Below are 18,540 nucleotides of genomic sequence, written 5' to 3'. Positions count from 1 at the left end.
ATGCAAGAGGATATTGTGCTCTTCTCGCGATGTTCAGCCGATAATATACTGAAACAAAATGATAAAATTACGTTCGCCTATCTTTTATGGCAAGATCTCAAATTTTACGCAGTTGTGTGTGGACGCTCGTCTCGATTTGGTGATATTTCTGCCGGAATGCGGTCTGAAACGGCCGCTCACGTTTAGCTGTATGAGGGTTTCATGGCTTCAATCAAGGCAACGTGGTATTTGACCGATCTTACCCGTGCCAATACCCAGACAACGAATTGGTCCATCGGGACGACCAGCACCCCGGTCAAGGTCTGGTTCGGAACTGCGGCTGAAAAGTCGGCGGAAAATCCGAGTTCGCCGCCCTATGATCTGATTATCGTCGACAGCACCTCGACCAACGGCCAAAGCACGCCGCATGCGGTCGATTCGACCGAGTTGCGCAACGCGCTTCTGGCCTATGACGCAAACAACCCCGGCCTGACTTATAACCTGAGCAACAATGCCGGGTTTGTCGGGACGGCGGACGCGAATATTGATAGCGATCCCGAAATCGAAAAGACTGCGGCTTTCGCGATCGACGGCAAATCCATCCAAAGCTCGACCAAGGCGGTGATGATTTCGCTGGAGGATCCGACGCTGCCCAACGCGAACCTGGGCTACAAGCCGGGGCAGGGGAACTTCAAACCCTTCGGTCCCGGTACGCTCGGGCCGCCTTGTCTGACCCGGGGAACCCGTGTCGCGACGCCTTTGGGCGAGGTGGCGGTTGAAAACCTGTCCGATGGCGATCTGGTCGTGACCAAGGATCACGGTGCGAAGAGGATCGCCCGGATCCTCGGCAAGACGCTCAGCCCCTCCGAACTGCTGTGGAACCCGGAATTGCGCCCGGTCTGCATTTCGGCGGGCGCATTGGGGCACGGGCTTCCCGAAGCCGACCTGATCGTCAGCCCGCAGCACCGCATTCTGGTACGCTCGAAAATCGCCCAACGGATGTTCGGCGTGCCCGAGGTTCTGGTGGCGGCGAAACGGCTGACCGCGCTGGACGGGATCGAGGTCGTCCACGATCTGGAACAGGTGGAATATTTCCACATCCTGTTCGACCAGCACGAGGTCATCTTTGCCAACGGCGCGGAAACCGAAAGCCTTTATACCGGGGCCGAGGCGCTGCGCAGCGTGGGAAAGGCTGCGCGCGAAGAAATCCTGACCCTGTTTCCCATGCTGCGCGACGGGGGGGCCATGCCGATCCCGGCCCGCGTCATCGCCTCGGGGCGCCGTGGACAGCAGCTGGCGCAGCGGCATCTGGACGCCGGAAAACCGCTGCTCTGATCGCCGCGCCGGCATCGGAAGGAACGTCTGAAACAAGCCCCCGTCACGGGGGCTTGTTTTCGTTCAGGGGTATTGGCTGCCGCGCCCGATCGCGACCCGATGGCCTTTCGCCACTCAGTATTCGCGAAAAGCACTTGTGGTCCTGGCGCAGATGAAGGACCGCGCGCGTTGATGTTTTCCGTCTGGTGATGCGCGGCTATCGGGTGCTTTGCGGGTTATTTCGAACCCGTAATGTCAGCATCTCTGATCTATTTCCGGCTTCTTCCACCGATAAAAATATTACATTCCGTCTCGCCTGATGCCGGGTGAAGCAGACTAACCCCATGCGGGAAATGTCATCTTGCCTCACCCGTATTCTTTGAAAGTGGCTTTCTTGATGGCGCCTATTTCATTGATGATTCATGCAGATTCAGTTTTTTATACGTAATTAAACTCACATACCGCAGGGCCTGCGCTGCCGGCTATTTTATAATACGAACGAAAAAGCTAAATGGCTTGCCTGAAGCCCGTGATGAACTGGTTTCAATCACATGCTGAAAATCTATCCTTTTGTACAGGTCCAATTAAATTATGTTGAGTTTTAACGGAGGCTGGCAATAAATATTTCTTTATGACCTTGCATCGGGCAGGTTATTGCTGGCCATCGGAGTGTGTGATGTCGATTTCCGCTACCTGGTATTTAACTGATATGGGCCGCACCAATACAAATCAGGGTGCGCCATGGACTCTGCAAAGCGCGAGCACCCCGGTCAGGGTCTGGTTCGGGACGCAGGCGGAGTTTGACGCACAACATCCCACGACACCCGCTTCCGGTCCGGCGGGGGCTGGCCAATACGATATTGTTATTATCGACAACGACAGCAGCGGACAGGGCGTGTTTGGCGCTGTCAACTCGACCGAGCTTCGCACGGCGATGCTGGATTACGCATCGCGAAATAACCTTGACTACAATATTCCCTCGCAGCCCTCGGGTTTCGGGACGCGTGTCGCCACCGCCAGCGCCGACATTGATGGCGACGGCGATTTGGATAATACGGCGGCATTCTCGACTGACGGCGTTTCCATAAGCACCTCCGGTTCCGGCGTCTTGATCTCGCTGGTGGACCCGACGGTCACGATGCTGGATCCGGACTATAAGCCCGGACAGGGCAACTTCGATCCCTTCGGTCCCGGCACGCTTGGGCCGCCCTGTCTGGTGCGCGGCACCCGTATCGCCACGCCGCTGGGCGAGGTTCTGGTCGAGAACCTTTCAAATGGCGATCTGGTTTTGACCAAGGATCGCGGTGCCAGGAAAATCGAACTGATTGTCAGCACCACGCTCGGCTCGGCCCGTCTGGCGCTTCATCCCGAATTGCGCCCGATCCGCATAATGGCCGGCGCGCTTGGGCACGGCCTGCCCGAGACTGATTTGTGTGTCAGTCCGCAGCACCGCATTCTGGTGCGCTCAAAGATCGCGCAGCGGATGTTTGGCGCCTCCGAGGTTCTGGTGGCCGCAAAACAGCTTGTCGCGCTGAACGGCATTGAAATCGTCGACGATCTGAAACCGGTGGAATATTTCCATATTCTGTTCGACCAGCACGAGGTCGTCTTTGCCAATGGTGCGGAAACTGAAAGCCTTTATACCGGGGCCGAGGCGCTGAAAACTTTGGGTCCAGCGGCCCGCACCGAGATATTTGCGCTGTTTCCCGCGCTGCTGGACGGCGGGACGCCCGCCATTCCCGCCCGGATCATCGCCAATGGCCGGCGCGGCAGGCAATTGACCAAGCGTCACGTGAATGCGGGCCAACCGCTGATCTGACGCCGCCGCGAGGCATTTACAGGCGGGCTCCGATCGCGGGCCCGCCCGAATTGTTCGCGAACCGACCGCTGTTTTGAATTTCTCAGCGTGTGACGTAATTGTATTTTAGCGCGCTGGTGAGAAAAATCACTGTCCGCGGGAAGAAAACCGATTGTCTCCCGCCACGCGACTGCGCACAGCCATCGGAAAAAAATCCGACCCGCGCGCCGATCACCCCAACCGGGGTTTTATCTACTGCATTGAACCATTGCATCGCGAATATGCCACGGCCCGCGCCCCGGCGGCGATGCTTTTTCGTAGCGAAAATTTGCCGCGGTATCATATCAGAGAGAATTGGTAGGCCCGGAGGGACTCGAACCCCCAACCAAGGCGTTATGAGCGCCCTGCTCTGACCATTGAGCTACAGGCCCGCCGCGGTCCCGCCCTGCCTAAGGCAGATCGGGTTCGGCGGTCAACAGCTTTGCGGAACAAAGCCGGCGGGGTGTGGCCGGCGCATTGCCTGCGTCGGCGGCTTCTTGTATCGACGGGCGCGAATGGACACAGGCGCGGAAGGGCTGGGACGAATGGCCGAGGATCGGAAGAACGGGTTGACCTATGCCGGCGCCGGGGTCGACATTGATGCCGGCAATGCGCTGGTGGAACGCATCAAGCCGGCCGCCGCCGCGACCCGCCGCGCCGGCGTGATGGAGGGGCTTGGCGGCTTCGGCGCGCTGTTCGATCTGCGCGCGGCCGGTTACGACGATCCGATCCTTGTGGCCGCGACCGACGGGGTAGGAACCAAGCTGCGCATCGCCATCGACACCGGCCATCTGGAAAGCGTCGGCATCGATCTTGTCGCCATGTGTGTCAACGATCTGGTCTGTCAGGGTGCCGAGCCGCTGTTGTTTCTGGATTATTTCGCCTCCGGCAAGCTGAACGTGGACGAGGCCGCGCGGGTCATCAACGGCATCGCCGAGGGGTGCCGGCTGTCCGGTTGCGCCCTGATCGGGGGCGAAACCGCCGAGATGCCGGGCATGTATCATGGCGGCGATTTCGATCTGGCCGGCTTTGCCGTGGGCGCGATGGAGCGTGGGCGCCAGTTGCCGCAGGGGGTGTCCAGCGGCGATGTGCTGCTGGGTCTCGGCTCGGACGGGGTGCATTCCAACGGGTTTTCGCTGGTGCGCCGGGTGGCCGCGCATGCCGGCCTGACCTGGGATTCGCCCGCATCCTTCGCCGAAGGCACGCTGGGGCAGGCGCTGCTGGTGCCGACGCGGCTTTACGTGCGCCCGGTGCTGGACGCGATCCGGGCCGGCGGGGTGCATGCGGCGGCGCATATCACCGGCGGCGGCCTGACCGAGAATCTGCCGCGTGTGCTGCCCGAGGGTTTGGGCGCGCGGGTCGATCTGGGGGCGTGGTCGATGCCGCCGGTATTCCGCTGGCTGGCCACGGCGGGCGGCACCGAACAGGCCGAGATGCTGAAAACCTTCAACGCCGGTATCGGTATGGTCCTTGTCGTCGCCGCCGATCGGGCCGAGGCGCTGGACGCGCTGCTGACACAGGCGGGCGAGCGGGTGTTCCGGCTTGGAACGGTCCAGCCGGGGCAGGGGGTAAGCTATTCGGGCGCCCTGGTGTGATCCGGGTCGCCATCCTGATCTCGGGCGGTGGCTCGAACATGGTCAAGCTGGTCGAATCCATGGTCGGCGATCACCCGGCCCGCGCCGTCGTGGTGGGTTCGAACGATCCGGCGGCGGCGGGGTTGCGCCGGGCCGAGGCTTTGGGCGTGGCGAGCTTCGCCGTCGATCATCGCAGCTTCGGGCGTGATCGCGCCGCGTTCGACGCCGCGCTTCTGCAGCGGTTGCAGGCGGCGCGCCCCGATCTGGTCTGTCTGGCCGGTTTCATGCGTATTCTGACGCCGCAGTTCGTCAGCCATTTCGCCGGGCGGATGCTGAACATCCACCCCTCGCTTTTGCCGAAATATCCGGGGCTGCATACCCATGCCCGCGCCATCGCGGCCGGCGATACCGAGGCCGGGGCTACGGTTCATGAAGTCACCGGCGAACTCGACGCCGGCCCGGTGCTTGGTCAGGCGCGGGTTCCGGTGCTGCCGGGTGACGACGAACACAGCCTTGCCACCCGCGTGCTTGAGGTCGAGCATCGCCTGTACCCCGCCGTCCTGCGCCGCCGGGCCGAGGGGATTACCACGCCGCTTTATATCTAGCGCTGTTCCCTATCCGTAACGGCCTCAGACGGCTGATGCGCGCGCCCATTCATGCAGCCAGCCCAGGCCCGCCTCGGTCGTGGTGGCGGGCGTATATTGCGCGCTGACCCAGCCCGCATAGGCCGATTCGTCGATGGCGCGGAACAGCGCGTGATAATCAATCGCGCAATCGACCGGCTCGTTACGGACCGGGCAACCCGATATCTGCACATGGCGGATCTGGTCGCGGTGCCGATGCCATGCCCGCAGGACGTCCTCGGTCAGAACCTGTGCGTGATAGGCGTCGAACAACAGCCCGACGTTGGGCGAATTCAGCCGGCCCAGCAACTCGGTCGCGCGATCGAACGTGTCCAGATATTGCCGGGTCGGGCCGCAGGAGCTCATCCGCCGTTCGATCGGAGAGATCGGCTCGATCGTCAGGCTGGCATGCGGGGCACGTTTGACGGCCCAACGCAGGTTGGCGAGCATCGTGTCAAGCGCATCGGGGCCGTGGGCCTGACCGGACAGGACGTTGATATGCCGGGCGCCCAGCCGGCGGGTGATCTTCAGCGCCCGCTCAAAATCCTTGCGGAACAGTTCCTCGCCGCCGGGAACGGCGGCAAAACCCCGCGGACCGCCGGACCAGTTCGGGCCGGGCGTGATCATCATCGCGAATTCGACCTTGGCGGCGGCGCAGGCTTTCTGAAGCGCGATCGGTTCGATGTCATAGGGATATTCGAATTCGACCGCCTGAAACCCGGCACGGCGGGCGGCGGCGGGGCGGTCGAGAATCGGCAGTTCGGTGAAAAGCCAGGTGATATTCGCGGCGAATCTGGGCATCAGGCGGCCCCGTCAAGCGCGAAGAAGGCGCCTTTCGACATGACGCCAAGCGCGCCGCCCGGACCCGGGCGGGCGGCATCGGCCAGCCGATAGAACGTCTTGCGGTCGATCAGCGCCCAAAGATCGCGGCGGATGTGGACGTAAGGCCGCGGGGTGCCGTCCGCATCGACGCGCACCCGGATTGGGTCATCGGGGCCTGCGGTCACCGTATCGCCGACATTGGTCGTGAAGGTGATCCGGTCGGGGGCGATTTCGGCATCGACCGCGATGAACGGCGCGTCCTCGACCCGGATTCCGACCTTTTCGACCGGGGTGACCAGAAAATGCCGCCCGTCCTCGAATTTCAGGATCGAGGCGAACAGCTGCACCATCGCCGGGCGGCCGATCGGTGTGCCCTGATAGAACCACGTGCCGTCGCGCCGGATCTCCATGTCCAGATCGCCGCAGAAGGGCGGGTTCCACAGATGCACCGGCGGCGGTCCCTTCCGGCCCGCGCTGGCGGCGGCGCTGGCGATGTTTTCGGCGCTGGGTTTTTCAGACTTCACGTCTGTGTCAGTCGCATCAGGCATTGGTAGTCCGCCGCAAATGGTGTCTTTATGCTGATCTAAGGCAGTATAGGGCGAAAGTCATGACCACGGACAGTGAAATGCTGGAACAGATCGGCGCATTGGCGACCCGGCTCGGCGCGGCGCGCGAATCGGTGGATCGGCGATTTATCGGACAGGAAAGCGTGGTCGAGCAGGTTCTGGCCGCGATCCTTTCGGGCGGCCATGCCTTGCTGGTCGGGCAGCCGGGTCTGGGCAAGACGATGCTGGTCGATACGCTGGGCACGGTTCTGGGGCTTGATACCTCGCGCATTCAGTTCACCCCCGACCTGATGCCGGCCGATATCCTGGGGTCCGAGGTTCTGGACGCCAAGCCCGACGGCACCCGCGCCTTCCGGTTCATCGAGGGGCCGGTTTTCACCCAGCTTCTGATGGCCGATGAGATCAACCGCGCCAGCCCGCGCACCCAGTCGGCGCTGCTTCAGGCCATGCAGGAGGGTGAGGTGACCGTCAGCGGTCAGCATCGGCCGCTGGGGCGCCCGTTCCACGTGCTCGCCACCCAGAACCCGATCGAGCAAGAGGGCACCTATCCGCTGCCCGAGGCGCAGCTTGACCGTTTTCTGCTGCAGGTCGATGTCGATTATCCCGACCGCGATACCGAACGCGCGATCCTTCTGGCGACGACGGGCATCGAAAAGGGTGCCGCGCATCAGGTATTCGACGCCGAAACCCTGATGGCCGCGCAGGCGCTGGTCCGGCGCATGCCGGTCGGCGAATCGCTGGTCGCGGCGATCCTTGATCTGGTCCGCGGCTTCCGCCCCGGCGAGGCCGAGGCGCCGGCATGGCTTGGCGATACGCTGGTCTGGGGGCCGGGCCCCCGCGCCGCGCAGGCGCTTATGCTGACGATCCGGGCCCGCGCGCTTCTGCATGGCCGCTATGCCCCGGTGGTCGAGGATGTGGCCGCAATGGCCGCGCCGGTCCTGCGCCACCGCATGGCGCTTGGCTTTGCGGCGCGGGCGCGGGGCGACAGCGTCGATGCGCTGATCGACCGAATGGTGAACGAACGGCTGATGCAGGGGGCGGCTGCTTGATTTCCGCGCCCGAGGCCCTGCGCCGCGATGCGCAATCGGCCCTTGACGGGTTGCCGGCGCTGGTCCTTGCGGCCGAGCGGCTGGCGGCGACGGTTCTGCCGGGCGCCCATGGCCTGCGCCGCGCCGGCGCGGGCGAGGATTTCTGGCAATACCGCGCCGCCTCGGCCGGGGACAGCCTGCGGATGATCGACTGGCGGCGCTCGGCCCGGTCGGATGCCGAATTCGTCCGCGACCGCGAACGACAGACCGCGCAGGCGGCGATGCTGTGGGTCTCGGACGGGTTGTCGATGGATTACGCGGGCGCCCCGGACCGCCCGAGCAAGGGCTCGCGGGCGCGCACCATCGCGCTGGCGCTGGGGATCGCGCTGATCCGGGGGCATGAGCGGGTCGCCGTGCTGGGGCAGGGCGCCGCGCGCCCGGGACGCAGCCAGATCACCCGGCTGGCCCACGGGCTCAGCCTGCCCGGCCCGGGAACCGAGGATGCCGCGCCACCCGTCACCGCGCTGCGCCCGCATCAGCGCGTGGTGCTGATCAGCGATTTTCTGGGCGATCCGGCGCCGGTTCAGGCGTTTCTGGCGCAGGCCGCCGGCATGGGCGTGGGCGGCGCCATTGTGCAGGTGCTGGACCCGGATGAAGAGGTTTTTCCGTTTTCGGGCGCGATCCTGTTTCAGGACATCAGCGGCGCGCGCCGCCATGACACCCGCGACGCGGCGGGTTTGCGCCGGGAATATCTGGACCGCCTAGCCCAACGCCGCGCGCTTCTGGCCGAGACTGCGCGCAAGGCCGGTTGGCATTTCACCCATCACGACACCGCCGCCGCGCCGGCCACGGCGCTGATGTGGCTGTATTCGGTTCTGGGTCAGGTCTGATATGTTTACGCTGGGCGCATTGGGTTTTGCCTCACCCTGGATCCTGACCGCGCTGGTGGCTTTGCCGGCGTTGTGGGTGATCCTGCGCGCCATGCCGCCCGGGCCACGACTGGTCAGCTTTCCGGCGGTCGGTCTGCTGCTTGGCCTGCGCGACAAGCGCCCCGAGGCGCGGCGCACGCCGTGGTGGCTGTTGCTGCTGCGGATGCTGGCGGTCGCGGCGCTGATCCTTGCATTTGCCGGGCCGGTCTGGCGTCCTGCGGCGCAACCGGGCGGGACGGGCCCAATGCTGCTGGTGGTCGATGCGGGCTGGTCCGCCGCACCCAACTGGCAGCAGACCCAGCGCCGCATGGTGCAAGAGCTTGAGCAGGCGGCGGGACGGCCGGTCGCGGTCTTGCTGGCCGATGGCCGGGCGGATGACGCGGCACTCGCCTTCGCCGCCGGTCCCGATCTGGTGCGCATGGCCCGCGCCGCCCGCCCCGTCGCATGGCCCGGCGCCTTTCCCGAGGATCCGCAGAAAAGCCTGTCCGCCGCGCCCAAGGGTGAGTTGCAGACCCTTTGGCTTTCGGACGGTGCCGACCATCCGAACCGCGGGCGCTGGATGGATGCGCTGGTCGCGCGCGGGTCGGTCACGGTGGTGCCTCCGACCTTGCCGGTCCTGTCGTTGCAGCTTGCCGGCCCCGAGGGCAATGCGCTGACCCTGCATGGCGTCGACCCCAATGCCACGGCCGAGGCGGTGCCGAAAGTCGTGGCGCTTGGCCCCGATCCGCAGGGGATCGAGCGTGATCTGGCCGTGCTGACCCCGGGCGAGGCCGCGGCCGATGGCGACCGGCCGGTCGCGATCACGCTTCAGCCCGAATTGCGCAACCGCGTCACCCGGTTTCAGGTGCAGGCACAGGACAGCGCCGGTGCGGTGGTTCTGGCCGATGACCGCGTCCGCCGGCGCAAGGTCGCGCTGGTCGGCAGCACTGTCGCCAATACCGAGGGGCAGGCGCTGCTGTCGCCGCTGCATTATCTGCGCCGGGCGCTTGCCCCCACGACCGAACTGTCCGAGGGCGGGCTTTCGGAAATCCTGCCCGCCGCGCCGGATGTCATCATTCTGGCCGATGAGCCACCGGGCGGGGAAACCGCGCAGCTTGCCGAATGGGTTCAGGCCGGGGGCACGCTGATCCGCTTTGCCGGCCCGCGCATGGCCGCCGCCGAGCGGGTCGAGGACGATCCCCTGTTGCCCGTGCGCCTGCGCGCCGGCGGCCGCGACATCGGCGGGGCGCTAAGCTGGGGCGATCCCCGCGCGCTGGCGCCGTTTTCCCCGGATGGCCCCTTCGCCGGGCTGGTCCCGCCGGATGAGGTCACCGTGCGCGCCCAGATCATGGCCGAGCCGTCGCCCGAACTGGCGCAGGCCACGATTGCGGCCTTATCGGATAATACGCCTTTGGTCACGCGGGCGGCGCGGGGGGATGGGCAGGTCATCCTGTTCCATGTGACCGCGAATGCCGAATGGTCCTCGCTGCCCTTGTCGGGACTGTTCGTGCAGATGCTGAACCGGCTGGTGCAATCGGCGCGCGGCATGGGGGAGGTGACCGATCAGGCGGCGCCCGAGGCCCACCTTAACGCCACCGAGCCGCAAGCCGATTTCTGGACCGCCGAGAGCTTGCTTGACGGTTTCGGCCGCCCGGTCCCGCCCGAGGGTCTTGCCCCGGTCCCGAATGCGCAGTTCAGCAAGGGCCTGCCGGGTCCCGAGATGCCTGCGGGGCTCTACCGCGCGGGTGAGCGTGTGCATGCGTTGAACGCGGGTACGAAGCTGGCGCCGGCGGTCTGGCCTGCGACGGTTCGGATGGAACAGGCGGCGCGCGCGCCGGGGCTGGCGCTGCGGGGCTGGCTGCTGGCGCTGGCGGCGGCGCTGATGGCGCTGGATGCGCTGGCCTCGGTGCTGGTCAATCGCGCCCGCCGTGGGGGCGGTGGGGTCGGCGGCGGCGTAGGGGGCGGCACAGGCGGGAACATGGGCGGGAACATGGGCGGTGGCGCCCCGGCCGGCGCGGTCGCCGCGATCGTGCTGCTGGTGCTTGCGGGGGTATTCGCCCCCATGCCCGCCCATGCCCAAGAACCCCCGGCCGCCACGGCCGAAGAGGTGACGCCCGATCCCGATCCCCGGCTGCTCAAGGCGGCGGATGAGGTCGCGTTGGCCTATGTGGTGACCGGTGATCCGGCGGTGGACCGCGCCGCCGAGGCCGGTCTGAAGGGGCTGTCGCAGGGGCTTGCGGCCCGCACCACGGTCGAACCCGGTGCCCCGATCGGGGTGGATCTGGACGTGGACGACCTGTCGGTGCTGACCTTTCTTTACTGGCCGATCACCGACACCCAACCCGCGCCGTCGCCGGCCGCCTATGTCCGCCTGAACCGGTTCCTGCGCACCGGCGGTTTGATCCTGTTCGATACCCGCGACGCCGATATCGCCGGCACCGGCGCCCCCGATCAGTCGGCGGCGCTTCAGCGTCTGGCCGCGCCGCTGGAAATTCCGGCGCTGGCGCCCGTCCCGCAGGATCACGTCCTGACCCGGACCTTCTATCTGCTGGACTATTTCCCCGGCCGTTTCGACAATGGCGAGGTCTGGGCCGAAGCACCGCCCCCCGATGCGGTCCAGACCGAGGGCGTCCCCTTCCGGCATCTGAACGACGGCGTGTCGCCGGTGATCATCGGCGGCAATGATTGGGCCGGGGCATGGGCCATCGACGACCGCGGCCTACCGATGTTCACGGTCGGGCGCGGCTATGACGGCGAGCGTCAGCGCGAAATGGCGCTGCGGTTCGGCATCAACCTGATCATGTATGTGCTGACCGGCAATTATAAATCCGATCAGGTCCACGTGCCCGCACTTCTGGAACGTCTGCGTCAGGACGAGATCGCGCCGCAGCCGAGGGTGGGACAATGACAGTGAATCTCGGTCCTGACCTGCAACTGGTCTTTGACCCGGCCTTGCCCTGGCCGGTGGTGGCGGTGCTGGCCGGGCTGGCGCTCATCGCTTCGGTGTTCGCGCTGTGGCGCGGGCTTGGCGGCTGGGCGCTGCGCGGGCTCGCGGGGCTGGCGGCGGTGGCGGCGCTGGCCGGTCCGGGCCTGCAGCGTGGCGACCGCATCCCGTTGAACGACATCGTGATCCTTTTGGACGACCGCACCGCGAGCGCGCGTTTGCCGGGACGCGAGGCCCAGACCGACGCGGCGGTGGACAGCATGGCCGCCCAGATCGCCGCCATGCCGGGGACGGAACTGCGCCGCGTAACGGTCGAGGATGACGAGACCGACGGCAGCCTGATCGGTGCGGCGCTGACCAAGGCGCTGGCCGCCGAGCCCGCCGATCGCGTCGCCGGCGTCATCGCGGTCACCGACGGTCAGGCCCATGATCCGGCCGCCATTCCCGCCACCGCGCCCGCGCCCGTTCAGGTGCTTCTGACCGGCGCTAATGACGATTGGGACCGGCGTCTGGTGATCGAGGACGCGCCGGCCTTCGGGCTGATCGACAAACCCCTGACCATCCGCCTGCGGGTCGAGGATCAGGGCGCGGTGCCCGCCGGGCTTGGCGGTCAGCCGGTCATGTTGCGCTGGTCGCTGGATGGCGGGGCCGAGCAGGTCCTGCCGCTGACGCCCGGCACCCCGGCCGAGTTGCAGGTGACGCCGAAACACGCCGGGCAGAACGTGGTCGCGATGGCCATCGACCCGCCCACCGGCGTCACGCCGCCCGAACTGACCGACCGCAACAACGCCGCCGCCGTCCAGATCAACGGCGTGCGCGACCGGCTGCGGGTTCTGCTGGTCTCGGGCGAGCCGCATGCCGGCGAACGCACCTGGCGCAATCTGTTGAAATCCGACGCGAATGTCGACCTGATCCATTTCACCATCCTGCGTCCGCCGGACAAGATGGACGGGGTGCCGGTCGATGAACTCTCGCTGATCGCCTTTCCGACGGGCGAGCTGTTCATGAACCGGATCGACGATTTCGATCTGATCATCTTTGACCGCTACCGGGTGCGCGGCATCCTGCCGCCGGCCTATTTCGAGAATATCAACCGCTATGTCCGCGAGGGCGGCGCCATACTCGTGGCCGCCGGTCCCGAAATGGCGACGGTGGAAAGCCTGAACCTCTCGCCTCTGGGGGCGATCCTGCCGGCGATGCCGAACGGCCGGGTTCTGGAACAGCCGTTCCGTCCCGAACTGACCGAGCAGGGGAAGCGCCACCCGGTGACCGCCGGGTTGCCGGGCGCGCCGCCGCCGGGCGCCGAGGGGGATGCGGCGGAACCGGACTGGGGCCGCTGGCTGCGAATGGCGCAGGTCAACCCCGACCCGCAGGCCACCGTCGCAATGTCGGGGGCCGAGGGGCTGCCGCTTCTGATCCTGAACCGGGTCGGCGAGGGGCGGGTCGCGATGCTGACCTCGGATCAGGTCTGGCTGTGGGGGCGCGGGTTCGAGGGCGGCGGCCCGCAGCTCGAACTTCTGCGCCGCATCGCGCATTGGTCGATGAAGGAGCCGGACCTTGAGGAAGAGGCGCTGACCGCCACCGTGGCGGATGGCCAGACCCTGACGATCACCCGGCGCACGATGAAGGACACCGCCGGCCCGGTTCAGGTCACAGGCCCCGACGATTTCAGCACCGAGATCCCCCTGGAACGCACCGCGCCCGGCCGCTTTACCGCCCGCTGGACCGCACCGGCGCAGGGGCTTTACCGGCTGAAGGACGGCGATATCGAACGGGTCGTGGCGCTTGGCCCCGCCGCGCCCCGCGAATTCGAGGAGACCGTGGCCACCGAGGCGCGCCTTGGCCCCTTGGCCGAGGCCACGGGCGGCACGGTCCTGCGCATCGCCGACGGCCTGCCGGACCTGCGTCAGGTACGCGCCGATCGCAGCGCCTTCGGCCAAAGCGTCGGCGGGCCGTGGATCGGCATCACCCCGCGCGAAGCGGCAAGCGTCACCGGCCTGCGCCTGTCGCCGCTGTTGCCTGACTGGGCGTGGCTGGCGCTGATCGCCCTGTCGCTGATCGGCGGCTGGCTGGTCGAGGGCCGGCGGCGCGGGTGAACCGGCGCAGCAGAACCGACGTGGCAGAACCGTCATGGCGGTGGGGCTTTCCCTTTGGGTCCGCAACGCTTAGGTATCTAGGCGCATAACAGGGGGCGGCATGTCGTTTTTCTCGAAGCTCAAGGAACGGCTGACGAAATCGTCATCGAAGATTTCGTCGGGACTCGACCAGTTGGTCGCCGACGCTCCGCCCGATCAGGCCGTTCCGCCCGAACCGGCGCCGGTCGCACCGCAACCGGTGCCCGCCGAGCCACGCCCGCCCGTCCAGCCCGAGACCGCGCCCGCCGCGGGCTCCGCGCCGCCATCGCCCCAACCGACGTTAACGCCCCCGCCGGCGCCACCAACGCCGGTCGCTTCCCCAACCCCGTCGCCGCGATCCGAGGCGCGATCCGAACCGGAGCTGCGCGCGCAACCCGACCTGCAACCCGCACCCGAAACGCAGGCGCCAGCCGCGCAACCGCGCCAGCTGGTTACCCCTCCCGCCCAGCCCGCGCCCGCAGCGCCCGCAATTCCGGCCACACCCCCCGCCCAGCCCGCGCCCGCCCCGGCATCACAGCCGACCCCGCCTGCATCGCAACCGGGGCTTCTCGGGCGGCTGTTCGGTCGCGGCGATACCCCGGCGCGCCCCGCAACGACCCCGGCCGAGCCCCGGCGCGAGCTTGACGACGAGATGCTGGAGCAGCTTGAAGAGATGCTGATTCAGGCCGATATGGGGGTCGAAACCGCGCTGCGCGTGACCGCCAATATCGCCGAGGGGCGGCTTGGCCGCCGCATCTCGGCCAGCGAACTCAAACAGCTTCTCGCCGATGAGGTGACGCGGATCATGACCCCGGTCGCCCGGCCGCTGCCGCTTTATCCGAAAAAGCCGCAGGTGGTTCTGGTCGTGGGTGTCAACGGGTCCGGCAAGACCACCACCATCGGCAAGCTGGCCAGCCAGTTCCGGCAGGCCGGCAAGCATGTGGTGATCGCGGCCGGCGATACCTTCCGCGCCGCAGCGGTCGAGCAATTGCAGGTCTGGGGCCAGCGCGCCGGGGTGCCGGTGATGACCGCGCCCGAGGGTTCGGACCCCGCCAGCCTCGCCTTTGACGCGATGACCCGGGCCGAGGCCGAAGGCGCGGATCTTCTGATGATCGACACCGCCGGCCGGCTTCAGAACCGGCAGGACCTGATGGAGGAACTGGCCAAGATCGTCCGGGTGATCCGCAAAAAGGACCCCTCGGCGCCGCATAACACGCTTCTGGTGCTGGACGCGACCACCGGCCAGAACGCGCTGAGCCAGGTCGAAACCTTCCGCAAGCTCGCCGATGTCTCGGGGCTGGTGATGACCAAGCTGGACGGGACCGCGCGCGGTGGCGTGCTGGTGGCGCTGGCCGACCGCTTTGGCCTGCCGATCCATGCCATCGGCGTGGGCGAGCAGATCGACGATCTTGACGCCTTTGACCCGGGAGAGTTCGCCCGCGCCCTGGTCGGACTTTAGGGCCGCGCCATTGCGCCAAGCTGATCAGCGCCGACCCGCCGCTTGCCGGGCCGCTTGCGCCGCCCGGCTTGCCGGCACGCTTGCCAAGCCATCGCCCGGTTGTTAACCCAATCACACAACTTGCAAAGGACGCCCCATGGCCGACGCCCCCCGCAATCCTGCCCCCTATACCGAGGCCGATATTCATCTGATCCAGCGGATCATTCCGCATCGGTATCCGTTCCTGCTGATCGACAAGGTGCGCGACATCGTGCCGTTTGAATCGGCCGTGGGCATTAAGAACGTCACCTTCAACGAGCCGCATTTTCAGGGCCATTTCCCGGGTATGCCGATCATGCCGGGGGTGACCATCGTCGAGGCGATGGCCCAGACCTCGGCCATCGTCGTCGGAATCTCGCTGAATGTGATCGACAGGCCGCTGAACACGTTCTTCATGTCCATCGACAACTGCAAATTCCGCCGCAAGGTCGTGCCGGGCGACGTGCTCGAACTGCATTGCAAGGTCAAGCGCGGCGGCGGCAAGGTCTGGAAATTCGAGGGCAGGGGCGTCGTCGACGGGCAGGTCGCCGCCACCGCCGAGTTCACCGCCATGATGGACCTGCACAGCGATGCGTGAGACCGTGATCCACCCCTCGGCCGTCATCGAGCCGGGGGCGCAGATCGGTCAGGGGGTCGGCATCGGCCCGTTCTGCCATGTCGGCGCCGAGGTGCGCCTTGACGACGGCGTGGTGCTCAAGTCCCATGTCGTTGTCACTGGCGACACCGAACTGGGTGCGGAGACGGTCGTGTTTCCCTTCGCTTCGGTCGGCGAAGTGCCGCAGGACCTGAAGTTCAAGGGCGAGAAATCGCGTCTGGTGATCGGCGCGCGGAACCGCATCCGCGAATATGTGACGATGAACCCCGGCACCGAAGGCGGCGGCGGGCTGACGCAGGTCGGCGATGACGGGCTGTTCATGGCGGGCGCGCATGTCGCCCATGATTGCCGCATCGGCAACCGGGTGATCCTTGTGAACAACGCCAGCGTGGCCGGCCATTGCGTGCTTGAAGATGACGTGATCGTGGGCGGCCTGTCGGGCGTGCATCAATTCGTGCGCATCGGCCGCGGGGCAATGATCGGCGCGGTGACCATGGTGACGGCCGATGTCATCCCCTTCGGTCTGGTACAGGGGCCGCGTGGCCATCTGGACGGGCTGAATCTGGTCGGGCTGAAGCGGCGCGGCGCTTCGCGGGCCGATATCGCGGCGCTGCGGGATCTGGTGGCGGCGCTGGGGCAGGGCTCGTTCCGCGAATCCGCCCGCCAGCTTGCCGAGGGTGATCCCGGCGCGATGGAGCGTGAGGTGCTGGATTTCATCCTTGGCCCCAGCGACCGCTCATTCCTCGCCCCGCACGGTCCGGTGGGTAACCCGGGATGAGCGGCGGGAACCTGACAGCGGTCATCGCCGGGCAGGGCGCGCTGGCGCCGGCGGTACTGGCGGCGCTGGCCGATCAGGGGGAAAGCCCTGTGGTCGCCGCCCTGCAGGGGTTCGCGCCCGGCCCCGGAATAACCGAATTCCGGCTGGAACGGCTGGTGCCGTTCATGGACAGCCTGCTGGATCAGGGCGTCGACAAGGTCACCTTCGCGGGGGCCGTGCGGCGCCCGCATCTTGACCCGGAACTGTTCGATTCACGCACCGCATCGCTGGTGCCCCGCATCCTCTCGGCGATCCAGTCGGGTGATGACGCCGCATTGCGGGTGCTGATCGCGATTTTCGAGGAATGGGGGCTGAAGGTCATCGGCACCGCCGATGTCGCCCCCGATCTGGTTCCCGCCGAGGGGCATCTGGTCGGCGGCCCCAACGGTCATGACCGCGAGGATGCGCGCCGCGCGGTCGAGATCGTCAGAGGGCTGGGTGCGCTTGATCTGGGGCAGGGGGCGGTGGTTGCCCAAGGGCTTTGCCTTGCGGTCGAGACCTTGCCCGGCACCAACGCGATGCTGGATTTCGTCGCCGCGCACAAGGCGCTTCGCCCGAACCCGCGTGGCGCGCGCGGGGTTCTGTACAAGGCACCGAAGCCCGGCCAGGACCGGCGCATCGACCTGCCCGCGATCGGGGTGGAAACGGTGAATGCCGCCGTCCGCGCCGGGCTCGCCGGCATCGCGTGGGAGGCCGGCGGCTGCGTTCTTCTGGACCGCACCGAAACCGAGGCCGCGGCGCGCGAAGGCGGTCTGTTCCTGTGGTCGCGGGGCGCATGAGGTTCTTTGCGATAGCGGGTGAGCCCTCGGGCGACCTGCTCGGCGGGGCGCTTATGGCCGGACTGCGGCAGTTGGAACCGACCAGCGAATTTCTGGGCGTCGGCGGGCCTGCGATGGCGGAACAGGGGCTGGAAAGCCGCTTTCCGATGCAGGAACTGTCGCTGATGGGACTGATCGAGGTTCTGCCGAAATATCGCGCGCTGAAACGCCGCGTATCGGAAACCGCCCGCGCCGTGGCCGAGGCAGAACCCGACGCGCTGATCACCATCGACAGCCCCGATTTCTGCCTGCGCGTCGCGGCCGAGGCGCGGGCGCTGAACCCCAAGCTGCGCACCATCCATTATGTGGCGCCCTCGGTCTGGGCATGGCGCCCCGGGCGGGCCCGCAAGATGGCGCGGGTGATCGACCATGTTCTGGCGCTGTTGCCGTTCGAGCCGCCCTATATGCGCGCCGCCGGGATGAGCTGCGATTTCGTCGGCCATCCGGTCGTGGCCGAGCCTCTGGCCACCGCCGCCGATGCCGCCGCGTTCCGCGCCACTCATGACATCGCCCCCGAGACCGCGCTGATCCTGTGCCTGCCCGGATCGCGCAAATCCGAAGTCAGCCGCCTTGGTCCCCGGTTCGACGAGGCGTTGCTTCAGGTCCGCGACCGCATTCCCGATACCCGCGTGGTTCTGCCCACCGTGCCCGGCGTGGCGCCGCTGATCCACGAGATGACCCGTCGCTGGCCGACCGCGCCGGTGGTGGTCGAAACGCCCGAGGATAAACGCGCCGCCTTTGCCGCCGCCGATGTGGCGCTTGCGGCATCCGGTACGGTCTCGCTTGAACTGGCGGCGAACGGTGTGCCGATGGTGATCGGCTATGACATGGCGCCGCTGTCGCGTCTGGTGGTCGGGATGCTTTTGCGCACCGATACGGTCACGCTGGTCAATCTGGTCAGCGAAACCCGCGCGGTCCCAGAATTTCTGGGCGGCGCCTGCACGCCGGCGGCGCTGTCCGGGGCGATCGTGGATCTGCTCGATTCACCGGCCAGACAGGCCGAGCAGCGCAAGGCGATGGATCTGACGATGGACCGGCTTGGCAGGGGCGGCGAGCCGCCCGGACTGCGCGCGGCGCGATCGGTGCTCGGGGTCGTCGGATAG

15 protein-coding genes and 1 tRNA gene are annotated in these 18,540 nt (G+C 66.8%); 13 read left to right on the top strand and 3 right to left on the bottom strand.

What is annotated here, in order from left to right; genetic code table 11:
- Positions 1 to 201: 201 nt before the first annotated feature.
- Together ACFSCT_RS05290 and ACFSCT_RS05285 are read left to right on the top strand one after the other, a co-directional pair.
- The gene (locus tag ACFSCT_RS05290; protein ID WP_379140710.1) at positions 202 to 1,314 is read left to right on the top strand and encodes a Hint domain-containing protein; all 1,113 of its coding nucleotides are present in this window, start codon (positions 202 to 204) and stop codon (positions 1,312 to 1,314) included.
- An 874-nt stretch (positions 1,315 to 2,188) separates the two neighbouring features.
- On the top strand, positions 2,189 to 3,112 hold the full coding sequence (locus tag ACFSCT_RS05285; protein WP_379140709.1) for a Hint domain-containing protein: 924 nt from the start codon (positions 2,189 to 2,191) through the stop codon (positions 3,110 to 3,112).
- A gap of 334 nt (positions 3,113 to 3,446) precedes the next feature.
- Here ACFSCT_RS05285 and ACFSCT_RS05280 read toward each other — a convergent pair.
- A tRNA-Ile gene (locus ACFSCT_RS05280) sits at positions 3,447 to 3,522 on the bottom strand.
- 123 nt (positions 3,523 to 3,645) lie between these two features.
- Here ACFSCT_RS05280 and purM point away from each other — a divergent pair.
- Positions 3,646 to 4,725 carry a phosphoribosylformylglycinamidine cyclo-ligase gene (gene purM / locus ACFSCT_RS05275; protein WP_379140708.1) on the top strand — a complete coding sequence of 360 codons (1,080 nt, stop codon included), beginning with the start codon at positions 3,646 to 3,648 and terminating at the stop codon, positions 4,723 to 4,725.
- A complete protein-coding gene (purN, locus tag ACFSCT_RS05270; RefSeq protein WP_379140707.1) occupies positions 4,722 to 5,309 on the top strand; it encodes a phosphoribosylglycinamide formyltransferase in 588 nt (195 codons plus the stop codon). The genes purM and purN overlap by 4 nt, the downstream gene beginning before the upstream one ends.
- Before the next feature lie 24 nt (positions 5,310 to 5,333).
- Here purN and ACFSCT_RS05265 read toward each other — a convergent pair whose 3' ends face one another.
- Both ACFSCT_RS05265 and ACFSCT_RS05260 read right to left on the bottom strand, forming a co-directional pair.
- Positions 5,334 to 6,128: a hydroxypyruvate isomerase family protein gene (locus ACFSCT_RS05265; protein ID WP_379140706.1), complete on the bottom strand. Its 795-nt coding sequence runs from the start codon at positions 6,126 to 6,128 to the stop codon at positions 5,334 to 5,336.
- Entirely contained in the window at positions 6,128 to 6,697 is a 570-nt protein-coding gene (locus ACFSCT_RS05260; RefSeq protein ID WP_379140705.1) for a DUF1285 domain-containing protein, read from the bottom strand. Before ACFSCT_RS05260 ends, ACFSCT_RS05265 begins: the two co-directional genes overlap by 1 nt.
- Before the next feature lie 59 nt (positions 6,698 to 6,756).
- Between ACFSCT_RS05260 and ACFSCT_RS05255 the strand changes: the two genes are divergently transcribed.
- The 9 genes from ACFSCT_RS05255 (at position 6,757) to lpxB (ending at position 18,540) form a co-directional block, all read left to right on the top strand.
- On the top strand, positions 6,757 to 7,764 hold the full coding sequence (locus ACFSCT_RS05255; RefSeq protein WP_379140704.1) for an AAA family ATPase: 1,008 nt from the start codon (positions 6,757 to 6,759) through the stop codon (positions 7,762 to 7,764).
- Positions 7,761 to 8,633 carry a DUF58 domain-containing protein gene (locus ACFSCT_RS05250; RefSeq protein WP_379140703.1) on the top strand — a complete coding sequence of 291 codons (873 nt, stop codon included), beginning with the start codon at positions 7,761 to 7,763 and terminating at the stop codon, positions 8,631 to 8,633. The genes ACFSCT_RS05255 and ACFSCT_RS05250 overlap by 4 nt, the downstream gene beginning before the upstream one ends.
- A 1-nt stretch (position 8,634) precedes the next feature.
- Complete coding sequence (locus ACFSCT_RS05245; protein WP_379140702.1) at positions 8,635 to 11,559, top strand: DUF4159 domain-containing protein; 2,925 nt, start codon at positions 8,635 to 8,637, stop codon at positions 11,557 to 11,559.
- Positions 11,556 to 13,691, top strand: a complete 2,136-nt coding sequence (locus ACFSCT_RS05240; protein WP_379140700.1) for a hypothetical protein — start codon at positions 11,556 to 11,558, stop codon at positions 13,689 to 13,691. Before ACFSCT_RS05245 ends, ACFSCT_RS05240 begins: the two co-directional genes overlap by 4 nt.
- Before the next feature lie 100 nt (positions 13,692 to 13,791).
- On the top strand, positions 13,792 to 15,168 hold the full coding sequence (gene ftsY, locus ACFSCT_RS05235) for a signal recognition particle-docking protein FtsY (protein WP_379140699.1): 1,377 nt from the start codon (positions 13,792 to 13,794) through the stop codon (positions 15,166 to 15,168).
- A 136-nt stretch (positions 15,169 to 15,304) separates the two neighbouring features.
- Positions 15,305 to 15,784 carry a 3-hydroxyacyl-ACP dehydratase FabZ gene (gene fabZ, locus ACFSCT_RS05230; RefSeq protein ID WP_379140697.1) on the top strand — a complete coding sequence of 160 codons (480 nt, stop codon included), beginning with the start codon at positions 15,305 to 15,307 and terminating at the stop codon, positions 15,782 to 15,784.
- Entirely contained in the window at positions 15,777 to 16,580 is an 804-nt protein-coding gene (lpxA, locus tag ACFSCT_RS05225) for an acyl-ACP--UDP-N-acetylglucosamine O-acyltransferase (protein ID WP_379140695.1), read from the top strand. Before fabZ ends, lpxA begins: the two co-directional genes overlap by 8 nt.
- A complete protein-coding gene (locus tag ACFSCT_RS05220) occupies positions 16,577 to 17,398 on the top strand; it encodes an LpxI family protein (RefSeq protein WP_379140693.1) in 822 nt (273 codons plus the stop codon). Before lpxA ends, ACFSCT_RS05220 begins: the two co-directional genes overlap by 4 nt.
- Entirely contained in the window at positions 17,395 to 18,540 is a 1,146-nt protein-coding gene (lpxB, locus tag ACFSCT_RS05215) for a lipid-A-disaccharide synthase (protein ID WP_379140691.1), read from the top strand. The genes ACFSCT_RS05220 and lpxB overlap by 4 nt, the downstream gene beginning before the upstream one ends.

This window comes from Paracoccus pacificus (assembly GCF_042680785.1).
Classification (GTDB): domain Bacteria; phylum Pseudomonadota; class Alphaproteobacteria; order Rhodobacterales; family Rhodobacteraceae; genus Paracoccus; species Paracoccus pacificus.
The sequence above is the reverse complement of the archived record's forward strand: the minus strand, read 5'-3'. Positions and strand labels throughout refer to the sequence as shown.

Bases quoted from the DNA above. Each gene is read 5' to 3' on its own strand.
- ACFSCT_RS05220 (WP_379140693.1), top strand. From the start codon at position 16,577: ATGAGCGGCGGGAACCTGACAGCGGTCATCGCCGGGCAGGGCGCGCTG.
- ACFSCT_RS05290 (WP_379140710.1), top strand. From the start codon at position 202: ATGGCTTCAATCAAGGCAACGTGGTATTTGACCGATCTTACCCGTGCC.
- lpxB (WP_379140691.1), top strand. From the start codon at position 17,395: ATGAGGTTCTTTGCGATAGCGGGTGAGCCCTCGGGCGACCTGCTCGGC.
- fabZ (WP_379140697.1), top strand. From the start codon at position 15,305: ATGGCCGACGCCCCCCGCAATCCTGCCCCCTATACCGAGGCCGATATT.
- ftsY (WP_379140699.1), top strand. From the start codon at position 13,792: ATGTCGTTTTTCTCGAAGCTCAAGGAACGGCTGACGAAATCGTCATCG.
- ACFSCT_RS05255 (WP_379140704.1), top strand. From the start codon at position 6,757: ATGACCACGGACAGTGAAATGCTGGAACAGATCGGCGCATTGGCGACC.
- ACFSCT_RS05265 (WP_379140706.1), bottom strand. From the start codon at position 6,128: ATGCCCAGATTCGCCGCGAATATCACCTGGCTTTTCACCGAACTGCCG.
- lpxA (WP_379140695.1), top strand. From the start codon at position 15,777: ATGCGTGAGACCGTGATCCACCCCTCGGCCGTCATCGAGCCGGGGGCG.
- purM (WP_379140708.1), top strand. From the start codon at position 3,646: ATGGACACAGGCGCGGAAGGGCTGGGACGAATGGCCGAGGATCGGAAG.
- ACFSCT_RS05245 (WP_379140702.1), top strand. From the start codon at position 8,635: ATGTTTACGCTGGGCGCATTGGGTTTTGCCTCACCCTGGATCCTGACC.
- ACFSCT_RS05240 (WP_379140700.1), top strand. From the start codon at position 11,556: ATGACAGTGAATCTCGGTCCTGACCTGCAACTGGTCTTTGACCCGGCC.
- ACFSCT_RS05260 (WP_379140705.1), bottom strand. From the start codon at position 6,697: ATGCCTGATGCGACTGACACAGACGTGAAGTCTGAAAAACCCAGCGCC.